13 protein-coding genes are annotated in these 15,975 nt (G+C 73.3%); 8 read left to right on the forward strand and 5 right to left on the reverse strand.

What is annotated here, in order from left to right:
• Positions 1–238 precede the first annotated feature (238 nt).
• From ACIP2X_RS24195 to ACIP2X_RS24205, 3 genes are read left to right on the forward strand one after another with little or no spacing between them, the layout of a single operon-like run.
• A complete protein-coding gene (locus ACIP2X_RS24195) occupies positions 239–1,276 on the forward strand; it encodes an AAA family ATPase (RefSeq protein ID WP_401676432.1) in 1,038 nt (345 codons plus the stop codon).
• Complete coding sequence (locus ACIP2X_RS24200) at positions 1,276–2,652, forward strand: DUF58 domain-containing protein (protein ID WP_401676433.1); 1,377 nt, start codon at positions 1,276–1,278, stop codon at positions 2,650–2,652. Before ACIP2X_RS24195 ends, ACIP2X_RS24200 begins: the two co-directional genes overlap by 1 nt.
• Positions 2,649–5,120, forward strand: coding sequence for a DUF3488 and DUF4129 domain-containing transglutaminase family protein (locus tag ACIP2X_RS24205; RefSeq protein WP_401676434.1), 2,472 nt, complete (start codon positions 2,649–2,651; stop codon positions 5,118–5,120). The genes ACIP2X_RS24200 and ACIP2X_RS24205 overlap by 4 nt, the downstream gene beginning before the upstream one ends.
• A 167-nt stretch (positions 5,121–5,287) precedes the next feature.
• On the opposite strand, the gene ACIP2X_RS24210 is transcribed toward ACIP2X_RS24205, so the two are convergent.
• The 3 genes from ACIP2X_RS24210 to ACIP2X_RS24220 form a co-directional block, all read right to left on the reverse strand.
• Positions 5,288–5,683, reverse strand: a complete 396-nt coding sequence (locus tag ACIP2X_RS24210) for a DUF3040 domain-containing protein (RefSeq protein WP_365448555.1) — start codon at positions 5,681–5,683, stop codon at positions 5,288–5,290.
• A 276-nt stretch (positions 5,684–5,959) separates the two neighbouring features.
• On the reverse strand, positions 5,960–6,787 hold the full coding sequence (locus ACIP2X_RS24215) for a methyltransferase (protein WP_401676435.1): 828 nt from the start codon (positions 6,785–6,787) through the stop codon (positions 5,960–5,962).
• Positions 6,788–6,975: 188 nt separating this feature from the next.
• Positions 6,976–7,551 (reverse strand): SAV_6107 family HEPN domain-containing protein, encoded by a 576-nt coding sequence (locus ACIP2X_RS24220; RefSeq protein WP_401676436.1) that lies wholly within the window; start codon positions 7,549–7,551, stop codon positions 6,976–6,978.
• Between the two features lie 212 nt (positions 7,552–7,763).
• On the opposite strand from ACIP2X_RS24220, the gene ACIP2X_RS24225 reads away from it, so the two are divergent.
• The 5 genes from ACIP2X_RS24225 to ACIP2X_RS24245 all read left to right on the forward strand — a co-directional run bounded on the left by ACIP2X_RS24225 (position 7,764) and on the right by ACIP2X_RS24245 (position 13,995).
• Positions 7,764–8,642 (forward strand): ATP-binding cassette domain-containing protein, encoded by an 879-nt coding sequence (locus ACIP2X_RS24225; protein WP_401676437.1) that lies wholly within the window; start codon positions 7,764–7,766, stop codon positions 8,640–8,642.
• Entirely contained in the window at positions 8,614–10,698 is a 2,085-nt protein-coding gene (locus ACIP2X_RS24230) for a YhgE/Pip family protein (protein ID WP_401676438.1), read from the forward strand. Before ACIP2X_RS24225 ends, ACIP2X_RS24230 begins: the two co-directional genes overlap by 29 nt.
• A gap of 50 nt (positions 10,699–10,748) precedes the next feature.
• On the forward strand, positions 10,749–11,378 hold the full coding sequence (locus ACIP2X_RS24235; protein ID WP_401676439.1) for a TetR/AcrR family transcriptional regulator: 630 nt from the start codon (positions 10,749–10,751) through the stop codon (positions 11,376–11,378).
• A gap of 442 nt (positions 11,379–11,820) precedes the next feature.
• A complete protein-coding gene (locus ACIP2X_RS24240) occupies positions 11,821–12,435 on the forward strand; it encodes a DUF4126 domain-containing protein (protein WP_401676440.1) in 615 nt (204 codons plus the stop codon).
• Between the two features lie 69 nt (positions 12,436–12,504).
• Positions 12,505–13,995 carry a phytoene desaturase family protein gene (locus ACIP2X_RS24245; RefSeq protein WP_401676441.1) on the forward strand — a complete coding sequence of 497 codons (1,491 nt, stop codon included), beginning with the start codon at positions 12,505–12,507 and terminating at the stop codon, positions 13,993–13,995.
• A gap of 26 nt (positions 13,996–14,021) precedes the next feature.
• On the opposite strand, the gene ACIP2X_RS24250 is transcribed toward ACIP2X_RS24245, so the two are convergent.
• Together ACIP2X_RS24250 and metF are read right to left on the reverse strand one after the other, a co-directional pair.
• Positions 14,022–14,963, reverse strand: coding sequence for a hypothetical protein (locus ACIP2X_RS24250; protein ID WP_401676442.1), 942 nt, complete (start codon positions 14,961–14,963; stop codon positions 14,022–14,024).
• A gap of 56 nt (positions 14,964–15,019) precedes the next feature.
• Entirely contained in the window at positions 15,020–15,943 is a 924-nt protein-coding gene (gene metF, locus ACIP2X_RS24255; RefSeq protein WP_401676443.1) for a methylenetetrahydrofolate reductase [NAD(P)H], read from the reverse strand.
• Positions 15,944–15,975: the final 32 nt, after the last annotated feature.

Genomic DNA, 15,975 nt, shown 5'->3' on the forward strand with positions numbered 1-15,975 from the left:
CGCCCGGGGCTCTCGTTCTTCGGGATCCCCGGGCACAGGGCAGAACAAATTGCCGTAAGACCCGACATATCGCGGCCAGTTGTCCACAGTCGAGTGACACGAATCGGTAACGGCAGCAAGAATGCGGGTGGCGGCGTCACGCGGGACCATTCACGCGTGGTGTCCGTGTTTCGGGGTGGGCCGGATACGCATCGCAGAGCGTCGGCCCGTAAGAAAGTAACGGGCCGAGGAGGGCCGGGTGACGACCTATGACGATCGAGCGAGCCTCACTGATCTGACTGCCACCGCGGATCGGGTCCGCAGTGCGGTGGAAGAAGTGATCGAGGGCAAGCCCGAGGTCGTGCGGCTTTCGCTGACCGTACTGCTCGCCGAGGGGCATCTTCTGATCGAGGACGTCCCCGGCGTGGGCAAGACGATGCTGGCCAAGACGCTGGCACGGTCCATCGACTGTTCGGTGCGGCGTATCCAGTTCACGCCCGACCTGCTGCCCTCGGACATCACCGGGGTGTCCATCTGGGACCAGCAGCGCCGGGACTTCGAGTTCAAGCCGGGCGCGATCTTCGCCCAGATCGTGATCGGCGACGAGATCAACCGCGCCTCGCCGAAGACCCAGTCCGCGCTGCTGGAGTCGATGGAGGAGCGCCAGGTCACCATCGACGGGCAGACCTACGAGCTGCCCAGCCCCTTCATGGTGGTCGCCACGCAGAACCCGGTCGAGATGGAGGGCACCTACCCCCTCCCCGAGGCACAGCGCGACCGCTTCATGGCCCGGGTCTCCATCGGCTACCCGAGCGCGGAGGCCGAGCTGGAGATGCTGGACGTGCACGGCGGGGTGAGCCCGCTGGACGACCTCCAGCCGGTGGCGCACGCGCACGAGATCGTGAAGCTGATAGAGGCGGTGCGCGGCGTCCACGTCGCCGAGAGCGTCCGGCGGTACGCGGTGGACCTGGTCGCGGCCACCCGCAACCACCCCGACCTCAGACTCGGCGCCTCGCCGCGCGCGACGCTGCACCTGCTGCGCGCGGCGAAGGCCTCGGCGGCCCTCTCCGGCCGGGACTACGCCCTGCCGGACGACGTCCAGGCCCTCGCGGTGGCCGTGCTGGCGCACCGCCTGCTGCCCACCGCGCAGGCCCAGCTCAACCGCCGCACGGCGGAGCAGGTGGTCCAGGAGATCCTGCAGCGCACCCCCGTGCCCTCGACACCCCAGCAGAACGCCTTCGGCGGCCTCGGCCACGGGGCACAGGCGTACGGCCAGCAGCCGCCCCGGAGGCTGTGATGACCGCCCCGGCGGCTCCCGGGTCCACCGACGCCGCCCAGGGCGACAAGGGCGGACCCCGCACGGCCCTGTCCGGTCTGACCACCCGCGGCCGGTCCTTCCTCGCCGCCGGGATCGCCGCCGCGGTGTGCGCCTACGTCCTCGGCCAGAGCGACCTGCTCCGGGTCGGCCTGCTGCTGGCGGCGCTCCCCCTGGTGTGCGCGACGGTGCTGTACCGCACGCGCTACCGGGTGGCCGGCAGCCGCAGGCTCGCCCCCGCGCGCGTGCCCGCCGGTGCCGAGGCGCGGGTCCATCTGCGGATGGACAACGTCTCCCGGCTGCCGACCGGACTGCTGATGCTCCAGGACCGGGTGCCGTACGTGCTCGGCCCGCGCCCGCGTTTCGTGCTCGACCGCGTGGAGCCGGGCGGCCGCCGCGAGGTGTCCTACCGCGTCCGCTCCGACCTGCGCGGCCGCTATCCGCTCGGCCCGCTCCAGTTGCGCCTGACCGACCCGTTCGGGATGTGCGAGCTGACGCGGTCCTTCTCCACGTACGACACCCTGACGGTGATCCCGCGCGTGGAGGCGCTGCCTCCGGTGCGGCTGACCGGCGAGGCGAAGGGGTACGGCGACGGCCGGCTGCGCTCGCTGGCGCTGGCCGGCGAGGACGACGTGATCCCGCGCGGGTACCGCTACGGCGACGACCTGCGCCGTGTGCACTGGCGCTCCACCGCCCGCTACGGCGAGCTGATGGTGCGCCGCGAGGAGCAGCCGCAGCGCGCGCGCTGCACGGTGCTGCTGGACACCCGGGGCGTCGCCTTCGCGGGCGCGGGCCCCGACTCGGCCTTCGAGTGGGCCGTCGCGGGCGCCGCGTCCGTGCTGGTGCACATGCTCGAACGCGGCTTCTCGGTCCGGCTGTTGACGGACACCGGCACGTCGGTGCCCGGGGAGGGCGCCGACGGCTTCGCCGGTGCGAGCCAGGAGTCGGCGGACGCGGCCGGACTGATGATGGACACCCTCGCGGTGATCGACCACTCCGACGGCACGGGCCTGTCGCGGGCGTACGACCTGCTGCGCGGCGGGCACGAGGGGCTGCTGGTGGCCTTCTTCGGCGACCTCGACGAGGAGCAGGCGGCGGTGGCCGCCCGGATGCGCCAGCGCACCGGCGGCGCGGTCGCCTTCGTCCTGGACAGCGCGGACTGGGTGCGGGAACCCACCGACGTGCCCGGCCCGTTGACCGGTGAGGAGGACCGGCTGCGGATGCTGCGCGAGGCCGGCTGGACGGCCGTGCGGGTCCCGCGCGGCGCGCCGCTGCACGAGCTGTGGCGCCAGGCGGAGCGGGAGCGCACGGGCGTCGTGGCGGCGGGCGGCACGGCCGGCGGGGAGGGGTGGTCATGAGCGGGCAGGCGCGGATGGCGCTGTGCGCCACGGCGGCGACGCTGATGGCCGCGTGCGCGCTGCTGCCCCTGGTCGACCAGGTGTCCTGGTTCCTCCAGGCGGCCGTCCTGCTGGCCCTTCAGACAGGGGTGGGCGCGGCCGCCCGGCGGGTGCCGCTGGCGCGTCCGCTGACGGTGACCGTGCAGACCCTGGTCACGCTGATGCTGCTGACCCTGGTCTTCGCCCCGGAGTACGCGATCATCGGGGTGATCCCGGGCCCCGACGCCTTCGTGCACTTCGCCGACCTGCTCCAGCAGGGCACCCAGGACGTCGGGCGGTACGCCATCCCGGCACCGCTGTCCGTCGGCATCAAGCTGATGCTCGTAGGCGGCGTGCTGGTGATCGGGCTCGCCGTCGACGTGCTCGCGGTGACCTTCCGCAGCGCCGCCCCCGCCGGGCTCCCGCTGCTCGCGCTGTACTCGGTGGCCGCGGGTCTGTCCGACGGCGCCGGCGGCTGGGTGTGGTTCCTGATCGCGGCGGCCGGCTATCTGATGCTGCTGCTCGTGGAAGGACGCGACCGGCTGTCGCAGTGGGGCCGGGTCTTCGGCGGCGCGCAGCGCGGCCGTGGCGGGGAGCCGAGCGGTCCGGTGGCGCCGGTGCGCGCGGGGCGGCGGATCGGTGTGGTGGCGCTGGGCATAGCCCTGGCCGTCCCGCTGGCCCTGCCCGCTATGGACGGCGGCCTGCTGGACCCGGCCGGGACGGGTGTCGGCACGGGCGGCCAGGGCGGCGGCACGATCTCCGCGGTGAACCCGCTGGTGTCCCTGCGCGACAGCCTGAACGTCGAAGAGGACCGCACGGTCATGACCCTGCGCACCAGCACGGGCGACCTCTCCAACATGTATCTGCGGATCGTGTCCCTCGACGACTTCGACGGCACCACCTGGAAGCCCTCCCGGCGGAACATCGTCGCGGTGCCCGACGAGCTCCCGACCCCCGCGGGCCTCGGCCCGGACGTCCGGCGCGCCGAGGTCCGCACCCGGATCGCTGCCTCGGACTCGTACGCCCAGGACTGGCTGCCGATGCCCTATCCGCCGAGCGGCGTGGAGGTCGACGGCAACTGGCGCTACGAGCCGGTCGGCATGACGCTCGTCGGCGACCACGGCCAGACGACCCGCGGCTCCACCTACGAGGTCACCAGCCTCGACGTCCGGCCGACGGCGGAGCAGCTGGCCTCGGCACCGGAGCCGCCCTCGGTGCTCCAGCGCGAGTTCACCCAGGTGCCGGACTCGCTGCCGGGCGTCGTGTCGCGCACGGCCCGCGAGATCACCAGCGAGGCCAAGAACCCCTACGAGCAGGCGGTCGCGCTCCAGGACTACTTCGCGGTGAGCGGCGGCTTCCAGTACGACACCGAGGTGCAGGCGGGCAGCGGCTCGCAGGCGATCGCCCGCTTCCTGCGGGACAAGCGGGGCTTCTGCGTCCACTTCTCCTTCGCCATGGCGTCGATGGCCCGCACGCTCGGCATTCCGGCCCGGGTCGCCGTGGGCTTCGCGCCCGGCACGACGCAGGCGGACGGCACGGTGACGGTGGGGCTCCGGGACGCGCACGCGTGGCCCGAGCTGTACTTCGAGGGCGTGGGCTGGACCCGCTTCGAGCCGACCCCGAACCGGGGCTCGACGCCCTCGTACACCCAGCCCGAGGTGCCCAGCGACATCCCCGACCTGCCGGAGGCCTCGCAGCCCGCGGACACGGCCCCCTCGGCCGAGCCGTCCGCGAGCGCCAGCTGCGCGGAACAGGACCGGCGGGACCAGATGTGCGGCGGAGCGCTGCCGCTGGACCCGGGCTCCTCGGACGACGGCGGCCGGCCATGGTACGAGACGGCGGGCTGGACGCTGCTGGTGGCCGCGCTGGTCGTGGTGCCGCTGCTGCCCATGCTGTGGCGGCTCAGACGACGGTCCGTGCGGCTGGCCTCGGCCCGGCACACCGGCTCCGCGCCCCCGGGTGCGGACGGTGGTGACGACGTCGCGGTGAGCACCCTCGCCGTGCAGCCGGACGAGCGGTACGCCGCCGAGAGCGCCGCCGGGCATGTGCTGGCCCTCTGGCGCGAACTGACGGACACCGCCTGGGACTACGGCATCGCGCCGGACGACGCGCTGACCCCGCGCAAGGCGGCCGCGCGGATCGTGCGGCTCGGCCATCTGGACGAGCCGACGTCCCGGTCGGTGCACCGGGTGGCCACCGCCGTGGAGCAGGTGCTGTTCGCACCGGAGCCGCGCGCGGAGTCCGGGCTGGCCGACGACGTGCGCGCGCTGCGGGGGGCGCTGCGCTCCCGGGCCGGGTGGCGGACCCGGGTCCGCGCGGTCGTCGCCCCGCGTTCGGCCGTTCGCGCGCTGTGGGACCTCAATGATCGGTGGCTTGCGATGAAGGGCCGCGTGGCGGCCGGCTGGTCGGCGGCACTCGCCCGCCGCCCGTTCGGCCAGCAGAGCGGCTGAGAGGACCCGACGGAACGAGGTGAGGGGGCCGGCACCCGGTGGGTGCCGGCCCCCTCACGTGTCCGCGGTGCCCCGGCGCCGTGCGTCTGCCCATGTCACGGCATGCGTGAGGGGTTGCCGTCCGGTGGACGGCAACCCCTCACTCACGTCGTGGGAGCGTTCGGGAGTCAGTGGCCCTGTTGCTCGTCGCGGCGTCGCTGCCAGCGCTGCTCGATGCGATCCATCATCGAACGCCGCTGACGTCCTTGACGGCCGGCGTGGGGGGCTCCCGCGGCGGGCTGCTCGCCCGGCTTGGGGGCCTTGCGCCAACCGGTCACGGCGAGTACCGCGCAGCCCAGCATGACGAGGAAGCCCACCACGCTGAGCCAGACCTGCTTGGCGACCATTCCGGCCATGAGGAGCGCGATACCTACGAGGAAGCCCGCGACCGCCTGGTAGACCCGTCGCCGGGTGTACGTACGCAGCCCGCTTCCCTCAAGCGCTGTCGCGAACTTGGGATCTTCGGCGTACAGCGCTCGCTCCATCTGCTCGAGCATGCGCTGCTCGTGCTCTGAGAGCGGCACGGAGTCCTCCTCATCGTGCAGTCGCCGGGGCGACCCGGGGGGTCCCTTCAGGATAGGCAGGGAATCGCCCCCGTGAAACCCGCCCCTCTGCGCCAATTGGCCAACCGGAACCCGCCATGGCCGGACCGGCCCGCTGAGATTGACATTCCCCGGCGGCCGACCCGTCATGCCGGGCGGTCTCCCTCGATCATACGGCGACAAGGCCCCGATCGGGGGGCCTGTGGCGTACTCCATCCGCAAGCAACGCGCTGATCAGCGGCGTCTCACAGGAGGCGCTCAGGCCCCGGTGGGCACCCGCGTCTCACCCAGCACATGAAGCTGCGTGGCCACCGCGTGGAACGCGGGCAGCTCGGCCGCGGCGGCCTCCAGCTTGAGCAGGGCGTCCATGGCGCCCGGCTCGGTGTCCACCAGGACGCCGGGCACCAGATCGGCGAAGACCCGCACCCCGTGCACGGCGGCGACGGCGAGGCCTGCACCCTCGACCAGCCCGGTGAGCTGGTCGGCGGTGAAGCGGCGCGGCATCGGGTCACCCGAGCCCCAGCGGCCGTTCGGGTCCTCGAGGGCCTGCTTGGCCTCCGTGAAGTGCCCCGCGAGGGCGCGCGCGAGCACGGCGCCGCCGAGGCCTGCGGCGAGCAGGCTGAGGACGCCCTCGGGCCGGAGCGCGGCGACCGCGTTGCCGATGCCCTCGGCCGGGTCGTCCACGTACTCCAGGACGCCGTGGCACAGCACCGCGTCGTAGCCGGCCCGCTCGACCACGTCGAACAGGCCCCGGGCGTCGCCCTGCACGCCCTTCACCCGGTCGGCGACGCCGGCCTCGGCGGCGCGGCGCTCCAGGGCGAAGAGCGCGTTCGGGCTGGGGTCGACGACGGTGACGCGGTGCCCGAGGCCGGCGACGGGCACCGCGAACTTGCCGCTGCCGCCCCCGGTGTCGAGGACGTCCAGCGACTCCCGGCCGGTGGCCTTGACCCGGCGGTCCAGGGCGTCCCGGAGGACGTCCCACACCACGGCGGTGCGGAGCGCGGTGCGCGGACGAGGAGGGTCGGAACGCAGCGACGCCCCTTGCGGGTGACGAGGGGAGGCGGGCGGGCGCATCGGGTCCGACACGGCAGTTGACTCCTCGGCGCGGCACCGCCCTCGTGCGGGGCGGAGCGAACGGGCTGCCTCCCGCCCGGGACGCGGGGTGGAAGGCTTCAGGCGCCTTCCACCCTATTGCCTCCGGCGCGGCGGCCGGTCATCGCGTTCGGCGCATGTTCCTCCTGACCACGCGTGGTTTCGGCGGCGGCACACGGCCCTCAGCCGGCGTCGGGCATGCCGTGGTGACGGTCCGTGGAGGGGCCGCGGTCCTGGACACCGTCCGCGTCCGGGCGGGGCTGCGGGAGGACCGGCTGGAGCACCAGCATCCGCTCGACGAGACGGAGGAACATCGCCACGTCGCGTATCAGGTCGTCGGCGTCCCGGCGGCCGGCCGCGCCCTGGATGCCCGCCTCGGCCCGGGCACGGCGCCGGGCCCCCGAGGCGAACAGGGCGCTCCATTCGGTGAGCTCCGGCGCTATCTCGGGGAGCACTTCCCAGGCGCTCCTGATCCGGGCCCGGCGCCGGGGGCTGGTCTCCGGCCGGCCCCGCGCGGCCAGTACGGCGGCGGCGGTGCGCAGGGCGGCGAGGTGGGCGGTGGCGTAGCGCTCGTTCGGCGTTTCGAGGGCTGCTGCCTCTTCGAGCCCGGTGCGGGCCTGGGCGAGCAGGTCGAGGGCGGCGGGCGGGGCCGAGGCCCGGCGGAGCACGGGGTGCACGTCGCCCGCCGGACCGGTCAGTGAGGGGGCAGGGCCGGATGCGCGGCGCCGACGGGCGGCGGCTGCGGACGAGTTGGCCATGACGAACCTCCTGTCGTCTTGGTGACGGCACGCCCTCATACGGGGTGCCGTATGTGCCCATCGTGGGGTATGGCACTGACAATCCGTTCTGACCTGGTCTTTTGCTTCGATCGAAGGTTCGGGTTACTTTTGCACTGACCAGTCAGTTCAAAAGTCGGTTCGGCAATCGGCTCAAGTAGTCCGGATCATCTGGGGGCACTGTGGGGGGAACCGTGGCGGGACTCGCCGTCACCACCCGCGACTTCGGGCTGGAAGGGCCCCGTGGCTGGGCCTTCCGCGGCATCTCCTTCACGGCGGAGCCAGGCTCGCTGATCGCGATCGAGGGCCCGTCCGGGTCGGGGCGCACGAGCCTGCTGCTCGCGCTCACCGGGCGGATGAAGGCGACCGAGGGGGCGGCGGAGGTGGGCGACGCCCGGCTGCCCCGGCAGATGGCGGCCCTGCGCGGGGTCAGCGCGCTCGCGCACGTCCCCGGCGTCACCGACCTCGACCCGGCCCTGACCGTGGGCGAGCACCTGCGCGAAAGGGCACTGCTGCAACGCCGCTTCGGCGGCTCGCTGCGAGGTCTGCTGCGGCCGCGCGCGGAGCGCGCCGAGAAGGCACGGCTGCGCATCGAGACCGCGTTGGGCGCCGCCGGACTCGACCGGGAGGCACTGCCCAAGGGCTCGCGGACGGCCGTGCGCGACCTGGAACGCGTTCAGGCGCTGCGGCTGTCCGTCGCGCTGGCGCTCGTCGGGCGCCCGCGGCTGCTCGGGATCGACGACACCGACCTCAAGCTCTCGGACGCCGAGCGGGCCGAGGTGTGGGCGCTGCTCAGGTCGCTCACCGAGGCCGGGACGACCGTGGTAGCGGTGTGCAGCGAGGCGCCCGGGGACGCCGTGGTGCTGTCCACCGGGCGGACCGGGGGCGACGTACCGCGGGAGCCCGGCGCCGAGGGCGTACGCGAAGGCGACGCCGACGGCGAGTCCGCCACCGAGTCCGACGACGCGGCGGCGGACGGCGGAACGGACCCGGAGGGCGCCGGCGATGTCCCGGACGCACGCGACGACGTGAAGGAGGCGGCGGATGCGTTCGCCGAGGCTGGCCGCGCTTGAGCTGCGGCGGTTCGGCCGGGGGAGGCTCCCCCGGGCGGCCCTGGTGGCGCTGCTGCTGCTCCCGCTGCTGTACGGCGCGCTGTACCTGTGGTCCTTCTGGGACCCGTACGGCCGCCTGGACCGGATCCCCGTGGCGCTGGTCAACGACGACAAGGGCGCGACCGCCGACGGGAAGCGGGTCGAGGCGGGCGACGACATCGTGGCGGGCCTGCGCGACAGCGAGGTCTTCGACTGGCGCGAGGTGAGCGCCGAGGAGGCGCGCGCGGGCGTCGAGGACGGCAGGTACTACCTGTCGCTCACGATGCCGGCCGACTTCAGCGGGCGCATCGCCTCCGGTGCGGGTGACTCCCCCGAGACGGGCGCGCTCCAGGTCCGCACGAACGACGCGAACAACTACATCGTCGGGCAGATATCGCGGACGGTGTTCAGCGAGGTCCGCACGGCGGCGTCCACCAAGGCGTCGCGGTCCTTCCTGGACCGGATCTTCATCTCCTTCTCCGACATCCACGGCGAGACGGTGAAGGCGGCCGGCGGCGCCGACAAGCTCAAGAACGGCATCGGTACGGCCGAGCGGGGTTCCAAGGACCTCGCCGACGGGCTGAAGGAGGCCAAGGACGGCAGCGGGGACCTCTCCTCGGGCCTGACGAAGCTCACCACCGGCGCGAGCGACCTCAAGGACGGTTCGGCGCGGGTCGCGGAGGGCACGCAGACGCTCGCCGACCAGGTCAACGGCATCGCGGACAAGCTGGGGCCCTTCCTGGAGGACAACGAGCGGACCATCGGCGACACGGCGCTGCTGGTCGCCGACTCCTCCGCCGCGATCCGCGACAACCTCGGCACGCTGGTGAAGCGGGCGCCGGCCGCCGCCACCGGGGCCCATCTGGCCTCCGACACGCTGAGCGACATCCACAAGAGGCGCTGCGAGACCCCGGTGCTGCCCGACCCCGCCTGCTCCGACCTGGCGAAGGCCATGGACTCGGCGGGCGACGTGGCGACGATCGCGGACGACCTCAATACGGTGATCAGCGGCTACGACGGCGACATGGACGCGCTGGACGGGCATCTCGCCACGCTGGAGACGCAGGCCCGCGCGCTCGCCCAGGACGCCCCCCACCTGTCGGAGGACCTCGACGAGGCCGTCGCGAAGATCAACAAGCTGAACGAGGGCGCCGGGAAGGTGGCCAAGGGCGCCGAGGCGCTGCACACGGGGCTGGGCACCGCCCGGACCGGCGCGGTCGACCTCGACGCGGGCGTCGGCGAGCTCAAGACGGGCGCGGACGATCTCAGCGGGGGCATGTTCAAGCTGGTCGACGGCTCCGTGAAGCTCGCGGACGGGCTGCACGACGGCGCGGAGCAGATCCCCGACTACGACGAGCGGGAGCGCGACGCGCGTACGCAGGTCATGGCGGACCCCGTCCAGCTCGCCTCCAGGTCGCTGCACGAGGCGCCCAACTACGGCACGGGTTTCGCGCCCTACTTCATCCCGCTGTCGCTGTGGGTGGGCGCGATGGTGGCCTACATGCTGATCGCGCCCCTCAACCGCCGGGCGCTGGCCACCGGCGCATCCGCCTGGCGGATCGCGCTGGCGGGCTGGCTGCCGGTGCTGGCGATCGGCGTGCTCCAGACGGTGGCCCTGATGTCGGTGCTGCACTGGGCGGTCGGGCTGGAGATGGTGCGGGCGGCCGGGACCGTGGGCTTCCTCTTCCTGGTGACGGCGTGCTTCGCGGCGATCGTCCAGTGGCTGAACGCGCGCTTCGGCGCCGCCGGCCGGATCCTGGTGCTGGCCCTGCTGATGCTCCAGCTGACGTCCGCCGGAGGCACCTACCCCGTGCAGACCAGTCCGGGCTTCTTCAACGCGCTGCACCCGTTCCTGCCCATGAGCCATGTCGTCGAGGCGCTCAGAAGGCTCATCACGGGTGGGGGTCTCGGTCCCGTGTGGCAGGCCTGCGTGGTGCTCGCCGCGTTCACCGTGGGGGCCCTCGCGCTGACCGCGCTGTCGGCGCGCCGCCGCCAGGTGTGGACGCTGGACCGGCTGCACCCGGAGCTGAGCCTGTGACCTCGTCGGCTGCGCCCTGCAACGATGCCGTTCCTGTGACAATCAGGGCCATGGAAAGCAGCAGCGCCACGTCGGGGGCGAGTACCCGCCGCGAGGCGACCCGGCAGAAGCTCTACGAGGCGGCGGTCACGCTCATCGCGGAGCAGGGCTTCTCCGCGACCACGGTGGACGAGATCGCCGAGCGGGCCGGGGTCGCCAAGGGCACCGTGTACTACAACTTCGCCAGCAAGTCCGTCCTCTTCGAGGAGCTGCTGCGGCACGGAGTGGGTCTGCTCACCGCCTCCCTGCAGGAGGCGGCCGAGCGGACGGCGAAGGACGGCGGCACCAAGGTGGCCGCGCTGGACGCGATGATCCGGGCCGGGCTCGTCTTCATCGACCGGTACCCGGCCTTCACGCAGTTGTACGTGGCCGAGCTGTGGCGCACCAACCGGGCCTGGCAGTCCACGCTGCTGGTGGTCCGCCGGCAGGCGGTGGCCGTCGTCGAGGGCGTGCTGCGCGAGGGCATCGAGCAGGGCGAGTTCAGCGAGGAGATCGATGTGCCGCTGACGGCGGCGGCGCTGGTCGGGATGGTGCTGGTGGCCGCGCTGGACTGGCAGGCCTTCCAGCCGGAGCGTTCCCTGGACGACGTGCACGCGGCGTTGTCGCGCCTGTTGCAGGGGCGGGTGAGCGGGCGGCCGTAGGCGCGGGCGGTCGGAGGGGCGGATGAGCGGGCGGTCGGAGGGGCGGGAACGGAAGGCGCCGGTCCGGATCGTGGCCGCGTCCCCTGCGGGCCACGCCGAACCGGCGCTTCCTCGTGCTCCCCCGTGCTCCCCCGTGTTCCCGTTCCCCGTACCCCCGTCTCCGTTCCCCCGTCGGGCCCCGTACGGTCGTTCCTCCCCGGGCTCCCCCCGTGTCTCGCTCCCGCCGACGCGCGCCGGCGGAAGGAGCGGTCCAGGGCCTCGCCGTTCCGCCGCCCCGTGTCGGCGGTGCCGGCGAGGGCCCCCTTTCCGTGCCCCCACTCTCTCGTTCGCGCCGGTGCGGCCCCATCCGCGCGCGTACTCATCTCCGCCGCTGAGTACGCGTACTCAGTCGTCCGTGTCCGTCCCCAGGACGCGCGGCCGCCCCGTGGTTACGATCGCGTCCGTGTCGGTACTCCCTCTCGTCTTCACCAGCGGCTGGGCCAGCGGCGTCAACGCGTACGCCGTGGTGCTGCTGCTCGGCTTCTTCGGTGCGACCGGGCTGAGCGACGAGGTCCCCCAGACGCTGCAGCGCCCCGAGGTGCTCATCACGGCGGGCGTGCTGTTCCTCTGCGAGGCGGTCGCCGACAAGATCCCGTACGTCGACTCCGTGTGGGACTCGGTGCACACCCTGATCCGGCCCGCCGCGGGCGCCTGGGTCGGGGCGCTGCTGGCCGGACAGAGCGCTTCGCTGTCCGAACTGGCGGCGGGCGCCATCGGCGGTTCGACGGCGCTGGCCAGCCATGCCGTCAAGGCCGGGACACGGATGGCGGTGAACGCGTCACCGGAGCCCTTCAGCAACGTGATCATCAGCATCGCCGAGGACCTGGGTGTCGGCGGCCTCGTGACGTTCGCGGTCTTCCACCCCGAGGCGGCGGCGATCATCGCGGCGATCCTGCTGGTCGCCGGGCTGATCACGCTGTACTTCCTGGCCTCCCGCATCCACCGCTTCCTGCGCCGCAGGGCACAACGCCGGGAGGAACGGCGCATGGCCCGGCACGAGGGCGGTCCGCCGGGGTGACGCCGGGTGTCCGCCCCCGGTCGCAGACCCGGTCACGGAGTGTCAGTGCGGGCCGATAAAGTCGCGGTCATGGCACGGATTGCGGTGATCGGCGCGGGGATGGGCGCCATGGCGGCCGCCGCGCGGCTGGCCGTGGCGGGCCACCGGGTGACGGTGTACGAGCGTACGGAGACCTACGGCGGGGCGGTGCGCCGGCGGGAGCGGGACGGGTTCGCCTTCGACACCGGCCCCGGCGTGCTGCCGTTGCCCGCCGTCTGGCGGGACCTGTTCCTCAAGACCGGCAAGGAGCCGCTGGAGGCGTGCGTCGAGCTGGCGCAGGTCGATCCCTCGGCCCGGCACGTCTTCGCGGACGGCACGGAGCTGTCCGTGCCGAACGCCTCGCGCGCGGGCGTCGTCGCCGCACTCGACGAGGCGCTGGGCTCGGGCGCGGGCGACCGCTGGGGCGACTTCCTGGTGCGGGCCCGCGAGGCCTGGGACCGTACGCGCCGGCCCCTCCTGGAGGAGCCGCTGTGGTCGGACTGGCCGGTGCTGGCCGAGCGCGAGCCCTACCCCTCGGTCCCGCACAAGAAGCTGCTGCGCACCCGCCGGGCCGGCACGCTCGCCGAGGTCGGCGCCTGGGAGCTGCGCGACCCCCGCCTGGTCGCCCTGCTGGAGGGCCACGCGCTGGCCTACGGCCTCGACCCGCGCGTGGCACCGGCCGGCGCGGCCGTGCTGCCGTACATGGAGCACGCCTTCGGCACCTGGTACGTGCGCGGCGGCATCCGGGAACTGGCGCGCGCGGTGCACGAGCGCTGTCTTGCCCGCCGGGTCGAGTTCGTCTTCGGCGCCGAGGTCACCGGACTCCTTGAGAAGGACGGTCGGGCGACGGGAGTGGAGCTGGCCGACGGGACGGCGGCGGAGGCGGACTTCGTGGTCGCCGGTGTCGCGCCCGGCGCCCTGCCGGGCATGCCCCCACGGCCCGCGGGCGAGGTCGCTCCCCAGCACGGGCTGCCCAGCCGTCTGACGGTGCTGCTCGCGCTGCGGGGCACCCGGCCGCAGGGCACTGCGCACCGCACGGTGGTGCACACCGCGGACCGGGACGGCGAGTTGGAGGCCGTCTTCGGCACCGGACCGGCGACCCGGGGTGCGCGGCCCACGGTCACCGTCCTGCGCCCCGACGATCCGCGGCTGGTCCCGGACTCCGGCCACGAGGCGGTCACCCTGACGGCCACCGTCCCGGCCGCGGCCTCGGCGGAGAGCTGTGCCGAGCGCGCCGAAGCCGTGATCACCGCCGCCGAGCGCGCGATACCGGACCTGCGTTCCCGGCTCCTGTGGCACGAGCCGTACACCCCGGCCGACATCGCCGGGGCGACCGGCGCGCGGGGCGGCGCGATCCCGGCTCCGGCGCTGGCGGCGGCCGGCGGCGCACTGCTGCATCCGTCCAACAGCACCGCACTGCCGGGCCTGTTCACCGTCGGCGGCTGGTCCCACCCGGGCGGCGGCCTTCCGCACGCCGGGATGTCGGGAGCGCTGGTCTCGGGACTGATCGTGGAGGGACCGGACTTCAGCGGCTCCCGGTGAGGAGGCGCTGACGCCCGCTCAGCGACTCAGAACCGGTACCGCTCGTCGTACCCGTTCCCCTGCTGCGCCTGCCCGTCGCCCTGGTACGGATACGGCTGCTCCGGCGGCAGCTCGCCCCCGTACGGGTCGTCGGCACTGCGCTGCTGCGGCACCCACACGCCGCTGGCCGGGGTCTCGCCGCCGTAGCCGCCGTTGGCGTACTGGTCCTGGCCGTAACCCTGCTGGCCGTACTGCTGCTGGTCGTACCCGGTGTCGTACGAGCCGCTGTAGGTCTGGGTCCCGATGTACGGGTCGGAGTAGGCGGCGTACTGCTGCTGCCCGCCGGTGTCGTAGCCGTACTGCTGCTGGCCGTAGCCCGCGTAGCCGTCGTAGGCGTAGGCCTGGTCGGTGGACTGGGCGGTCGCGGCGTACTGGTCCTGGGTCTGACCCTGGCCGGCGTGGGTGCCGGTGTCGGCGTACACGCCGTAGGAGCCGGTGTCGTCGGGCATCGGCTGCGGCTCGTACACGGAGGTGGTCTCGGCGGCCGTCGCGGCACCGGGACGGGCGGGCGTGAAGACGTCGTCACGCTCGTAGTCGTCCTGGCCGTATCCGGCGCCGCCCTGCTCGTACGCGCCGTCGTCGTCGCCGTGACCGGACGCCGCGAGGTCGGAGACCTCCAGCGACGGATCCTGGTGCTCGGGCTCACCGCGGCGGCGCTTGCTGCCCAGGCTCGGACGCCCCGTGACCGCCCAGCCGGCGGCGAAGCCACGGCGGAACGACAGGGTGACGTAGGTCTGCCCGACCGCGAAGGCGGCCGCGCCCAGTCCGATCACGATGACGGACGGGATCAGTACGCCGACGACCACACCGAGGAATCCGGCGAAGGCCAGCAACCGCCAGCGCAGCCGCGCCTTGTACTGCAGCAGCACCTCGCCGAGCAGCCACAGCGCGACGATGCCGAACGCGATGTAGAGGACCGTCCAGCCCATGTACGCCCCTCTCCCAGTGGCCGTTACGCAGTGTGTCGTATGAGCGTGCGACCGGTCTAGGCCCGCGGTGGGTGGTGCAGGCCCAGGTTCTCGTAGATTTCCAGGGTCGCCGTGGAGTTGTTGAGCGTGATGAAGTGCAGACCCGGCACTCCCTCGGCCAGCAGCCGTGCGCAGAACTCCGTGGCGAACTCGATCCCCAAGGAGCGTACAGCGGACGGATTGTCTTTCGCTGTGAGGATCCGCTCTTTCAGAGTGGACGGAATGTGGGCGTTGCTGAGCTGCGGCAGCCGCTCCAGCATCCGCACGCTGGTCACGGGCATGACCTCGGGGATGACCGGGGTCGCGCAGCCCGCGGCGGCCACTCGGTCACGCAGTCGAAGGTAGGACTCCGGCTGGAAGAACATCTGTGTGATCGCGTAGTCGGCGCCGGCCCGGCACTTGTCGACGAAGTGCCGCACGTCCGTGTCCCAGTCGGCGGAACGCGGGTGCATCTCGGGGAAGGCCGCCACGCCCACGCAGAAGTCGCCCGACTCCTTGATGAGGCGGACGAGTTCGGCGGCGTAGGCCAGGCCCTTGGGGTGCGCCACCCAGTCGCCCATCGGGTCGCCGGGCGGGTCGCCGCGCAGGGCGAGCATGTTGCGGATGCCGACGTCGGCGAACTGGCCGATCACATTGCGCAGCTCGCCGATCGAGTGGTCGACCGCCGTGAGGTGGGCGACCGGGGTGAGCGTCGTGTCGGCGACGATCTGCTGCGTCTCCTTGACCGTGCTCGCGCGGGTGGAGCCGCCGGCACCGTACGTCACGGAGACGAAGTCGGGAGCCACCGCCTCGACCCTGCGCAGCGCCTCCCACAGGCTGCGCTCGCCCTTGGCGGTCTTCGGCGCGTAGAACTCGAACGAGTACGTCGTCTTGCCGGCGGCGAGCATGTCCCGCACGGTGCGTGCGCGGTCAGTCCTGGTGGACGCGGTTCCGAGGGCCATACGGGCAGGTTAGCCAGGGGGCGCCGGTCCCC

Source organism: Streptomyces sp. NPDC089424 (assembly GCF_044749345.1).
Lineage (GTDB): Bacteria > Actinomycetota > Actinomycetes > Streptomycetales > Streptomycetaceae > Streptomyces.